5 protein-coding genes and 2 pseudogenes are annotated in these 4,475 nt (G+C 60.5%); 5 read left to right on the top strand and 2 right to left on the bottom strand.

The annotated features are described in order from the left end of the window. The 4 genes and pseudogenes from EN984_RS23890 to EN984_RS23875 form a co-directional block, all read left to right on the top strand. Nucleotides 1-196 (top strand): annotated as a pseudogene (locus tag EN984_RS23890) (hypothetical protein); the annotation flags it as partial. A gap of 56 nt (nt 197-252) precedes the next feature. Further along, entirely contained in the window at nt 253-1,041 is a 789-nt protein-coding gene (locus tag EN984_RS23885) for an ATP-binding cassette domain-containing protein (protein ID WP_127269842.1), read from the top strand. Between the two features lie 35 nt (nt 1,042-1,076). Continuing rightward, a complete protein-coding gene (locus EN984_RS23880; RefSeq protein ID WP_050580490.1) occupies nt 1,077-1,913 on the top strand; it encodes an ABC transporter permease in 837 nt (278 codons plus the stop codon). 32 nt (nt 1,914-1,945) lie between these two features. After that, on the top strand, nt 1,946-2,542 hold the full coding sequence (locus tag EN984_RS23875; RefSeq protein ID WP_236382787.1) for a hypothetical protein: 597 nt from the start codon (nt 1,946-1,948) through the stop codon (nt 2,540-2,542). 16 nt (nt 2,543-2,558) lie between these two features. Here EN984_RS23875 and EN984_RS23870 read toward each other — a convergent pair whose 3' ends face one another. Then, nucleotides 2,559-2,759, bottom strand: coding sequence for a hypothetical protein (locus EN984_RS23870; protein WP_127269848.1), 201 nt, complete (start codon nt 2,757-2,759; stop codon nt 2,559-2,561). Nucleotides 2,760-2,957: 198 nt separating this feature from the next. After that, nucleotides 2,958-3,896 (bottom strand): LysR family transcriptional regulator, encoded by a 939-nt coding sequence (locus EN984_RS23865; protein ID WP_127383989.1) that lies wholly within the window; start codon nt 3,894-3,896, stop codon nt 2,958-2,960. A gap of 124 nt (nt 3,897-4,020) precedes the next feature. Between EN984_RS23865 and EN984_RS23860 the strand changes: the two are divergent. Continuing rightward, nucleotides 4,021-4,475 (top strand): annotated as a pseudogene (locus tag EN984_RS23860) (class 1 fructose-bisphosphatase); the annotation flags it as partial.

Raw genomic sequence — 4,475 nt, 5'->3', positions numbered from 1 at the left:
CTTCCGCAATGTCTGGATGGACCAGATCGTCATCAACGATTTGGAAGTGCATATGGACGGCGGACCAGCCTGGCTGGAATTCGACGACGCGGGAACGATCCAGGTGCAGTTCCATACCGTTCGCCCGGGCGAATATACCTGGTCGGTTCCCGACCTTGCCGACAAGGGACTGAAGGGCAAGATTACGATCAAGTGAGACAAAAGGCGATCAAGGCGCCAGATAGCCAACGCGTCCTGAAGGAGCGGCCCGGCATGCAGCATATGAGGACAAGCGGTCCGGGAGAAGAGGTGGCGGCGCTCGATGTCGGTGCCGTCAGCCATTCCTATGGCCAGAAGCGGGCGCTCAACGACGTCTCCTTCTCGATCGCGCCGGCGACTTTCACCGTTCTGCTCGGCCTCAACGGGGCCGGCAAGACAACGCTGTTCTCACTGATAAGCCACCTCTACGACACGCGTCACGGATCGATCCGCATCTTCGGCCATGACATTCGCCGCGCATCCGGCGAAGCACTCAGACGCGTCGGCATCGTGTTCCAGGCACGCACGCTCGACCTCGACCTCAGCGTCTACCAGAATCTCTCATACCACGCCTCGCTGCATGGCATTGGCGGACGCGACGCTCGCCAGCGCATTGCCGCGCTGCTTGAAACGGTCGACATGCAGGGCCGCCAGCATGACAAGGCACGCAGCCTCTCCGGGGGTCAGATGCGGCGCATCGAAATCGCCCGGGCGCTGTTGCACCGACCTTCCCTGCTCCTGCTTGACGAGGCGACCGTAGGCCTCGACATCGAGTCTCGCGCGGGCATCCTCGCCACCATCCGCAAGCTCGTCCAAGCCGAGGGCATCGGCGTGCTCTGGGCCACGCATCTGATCGACGAAGTCGAAGACGCCGACCATGTCGTCATACTGCGGCGGGGTGATCTGGTCGCGAGCGGCAAGGTGTCGGATGTGATCCGTGCGAATGGTGGAAGTTCGATTCGCGAAACCTTTTCGAAGCTCAGCCGCGTCGATGCGGCGGGCATGGCGGAGACGTCGCCATGAGCGCTCCTGCGATGCCTGGAAAGCTCGCCGGCATCATGCCAGTGCGGTCTGAACCATTCGGCCTGCGCCACTATCTCATTTGCCTGAAAGGCGTCGTCCTGCGCGAATGCCTGCGCTTCCTGCACCAGCGCGAACGCTTCATTTCCTCGCTGGTCCGGCCGCTCGTCTGGCTGTTCATCTTCGCCGCCGGCTTTCGCCAGGTGCTCGGCGTGTCGATCATCCCACCCTACAAGACCTATGTGCTCTACGAGGTCTATATCACGCCGGGCCTTTGCGGCATGATCCTGCTGTTTTCCGGCATGCAGTCTTCGCTGTCGATGGTCTACGACCGCGAGATGGGCAACATGCGCATCCTGCTGGTCAGCCCGTTTCCGCGCTGGTTCCTGCTGGTGTCGAAGATGCTCGCCGGCGTGGCCGTATCGATCGTGCAGGTCTACGCGTTCCTGATCGTTGCCTGGTTGTGGGGCGTCAAGGCGCCGCCACTCGGCTACCTCTATGTGCTGCCGGCACTGTTCCTGTCGGGCATGATGCTTTGCGCGCTCGGCATGCTCTTGTCTTCGCTGATCAAGCAGCTCGAAAACTTCGCCGGCATCATGAACTTCGTCATCTTTCCCGGCTATTTCGCGTCTCCGGCGCTGTATCCCTTGTGGCGCATCCAGGAGGCGAGCCCGCTGCTCTACAAAATCTGCCTCTGCAACCCGTTCACCTATGCCGTCGAACTGATCCGCTTTGCCTTCTACGGGCAGATCGAATGGCTGTCGCTGGGCGTCGTGGCCGGCTGCACGCTGCTGTTTCTGGGCGGCGCCATTATCGCATACGACCCTTCGCGCGGTTTGGTGATCCGCAAGCAGGACATGGGAGGAAACGCCTGATGGCGCGAATGAGACTTGTTCACACTCTCGTTGTGGTCGCCACGCTTGCCTTGATGGGAGGCGCCGGCGCGGCAAACACCGATCCCGACTGGCCTTGCATACAACGTAAGGTGCCACGGCTCTCGCTTGGCCAGATCTGGAATGGGCCGGAGCTTCCTGCGACCGCGAAAGATTGGGCGAAGGATGCCCGTGTGTCGGCGCTTGTCGAAGCGGTGGCGGCCCGGCGGACGCCGATTGCCGAAGCCCAAAAAGAGATCAAGGATTTCGCGACTTCCCTGCCGCCCGAGCAGGTCGCACCAAAAATGACGATGCTGGTGCAGGGAATGTTCGAGCATATGGACGCCGAGCGTTCGCACGTGATCTCCGGCATCTCCCGCTATGCGCACAAACAGCTCGAAATGGCGGCACAGTTGCGCAAGGAAGCATCCGAAGTCGACGCGCTGCGCGCCAAGGCCGATGCGGATCCGGACGAAGTCGAACGGCGAACCGACCAGCTGAATTTCGCGACGCGAATTTTCACCGAACGGGTCCAGTCGCTGACTTATGTCTGCGATGTGCCCACGATAATCGAGCAGCGGCTTTACCAGTTGTCGAAGACCGTCTCGGAAACGCTCGTCGTGAAGAAATAGAGCTTGGCTGCCTGTCTCATGACTCCCTGCCAGGCAGCACACGCCAACGCTGCACGAAATAACCGGGATGTGTTTCGATCCACCGAGCCACCAGCGGCTGCGCCTGCATGAAGGCAGTCCCGGGATTCATCGCCAGACCGTCCACCATTTGTTCGCGTTGTTCGCAGGTCCGCGGTATATCCGTCAGGCAGACCATCATAACGAGTGTGTAAAGCATTACCCCTTTTCCCCATCGAATTCCCGAACCCTACCCGGGAGATTTCCGAACAGTCTGCAGGGGTTGCACATACAGATCGCTTACGGGTGTGAAAGGACGTGGCCCCCGCTCTTTCGCACTGCAACATAACACATCGCTTATATAACACCAACGATCGCGGGCGTTCTCCACCGGACTTTCCGTCGCGTTCGTGCAATGTCATCCCGCCTTGTCTGGATACAGCTTTCCGAAAAGGGGCAGGTACATCGCGCCCTTGCGCATCAGGAAATCGTTGAACGTGGCCATGGCCGGCGAGATTGCGTGATCGGTTCGCATCACTGAGAACCATTGCCGGCGGATCGGCATGCCGACAACGTCGAGGATGACAAGCCGGCCTGCTTCGGTTTCCGCAGCGATGGTGTGGGCAGAGATGAAGGCGATGCCCAGGCCGGCCATCACCGCCTGCGTGATCGTTTCGTTCGACGCCATCTCGACACCGAGATCGTCGATGCGGCCAGGCACGTCGCTCAGGAATATTTCCAGCGAGATGCGGGTTCCGGAGCCGGGCTCGCGAATAAGGAAATGCTCCTCCGCGATCCGCTCCTTGGAGATATCTCGCGCCGCGACCAACGGATGGTCTGGCGGCGCGATGATGACCAGCGGGTGATCGCCGAAGACCGAAGCACGCACCGGAACCTCTTTCGCCGGGCGCCCCATCAGCGCGATGTCGATGTCGTGGTTCCTGAGGTTGTCGATCGTCTGGGCGCGGTTGCCGATGGCAAGCCGCATGTCGATGTCGGGATGGTCCTTCATGAACGCAGCCATCAGCCGCGGCGCGAAATATTTGGCAGTGGAAACGACGCCGAGCCTCAGGCTGCCGGTGCGTACGCCCTTGATGGCATCCATCTTGTCTTCGAGCAAACCGAGATGCTCCTCGATAACCTGCGCTGTCTCGACGAAAGCCCGACCTGCGGCAGTGGGACGCATGCCGTCCGACGTTCGGTCGAACAGAGCCAGCTGGAATTCTTCCTCCACTTGCCGCAACTGGATTGTCAGCGCTGGAGGAGACAGACCTAACATCTTGGCCGCGCTGACAATTTTGCCGCACTTGGTGATTGCCTGGATGGTCTTGAAATGCTTGAGCGTGAGGTTCCTCATGCCGCATACTAAATTATTTTTACTGGCTAAGTAAAGTTATTGAATTTTACTTATCTCGCGACGTTTGTTTCCATTCCTCCAGTCCAGCCGCTCCGAGGAGATGCGGCCGGACCGGGAGGTTACGATGCCAGCGGCAACGCTCGACGCTTTTCTGAACTCCTATCTCGGCCAGCCTGACGAATTCCGCTCGGCAGTTGTGACGACCGTCCGTCAGTTGACACAGGCCGCCATCAAGGTCCGCAACACCATCAACCAAGGGGTGCTCGGCGCCGCCTTTGCCGAAACCCGTGGCGCCAATGCCGACGGCGACGTCCAGAAGGATCTCGACGTCTTCTCCGACGACATCTTCCTCGACGCCATGCGCCGGGCGCCTGTCGCGCTTTACGCCTCCGAGGAACTGGAGCAGCCGGTCCTGCTCGACAGGCAAGCGCCACTAGCCATCGCGATCGACCCGCTCGACGGCTCTTCCAACATCGACACCAACGTCTCGATCGGAACGATCTTCTCGCTCCTGACCGCAACTGGCGCGCCGGACGCTGATCCGGCCGCCTCTTTCCTGCAGGCGGGCGTGAACCAGCT

This window comes from Mesorhizobium sp. M7A.F.Ca.CA.004.12.1.1 (assembly GCF_003997835.1).
In the GTDB taxonomy this organism is placed as follows: Bacteria; Pseudomonadota; Alphaproteobacteria; order Rhizobiales; family Rhizobiaceae; genus Mesorhizobium.
Note: the sequence above shows the minus strand (reverse complement) of the source record. Positions and strands in the feature narration are given on the sequence as shown.

Coding starts and splice junctions, on each gene's coding strand:
- EN984_RS23870 (WP_127269848.1), bottom strand. CDS start 2,759: ATGCTTTACACACTCGTTATGATGGTCTGCCTGACGGATATACCGCGG.
- EN984_RS23880 (WP_050580490.1), top strand. CDS start 1,077: ATGCCAGTGCGGTCTGAACCATTCGGCCTGCGCCACTATCTCATTTGC.
- EN984_RS23865 (WP_127383989.1), bottom strand. CDS start 3,896: ATGAGGAACCTCACGCTCAAGCATTTCAAGACCATCCAGGCAATCACC.
- EN984_RS23885 (WP_127269842.1), top strand. CDS start 253: ATGCAGCATATGAGGACAAGCGGTCCGGGAGAAGAGGTGGCGGCGCTC.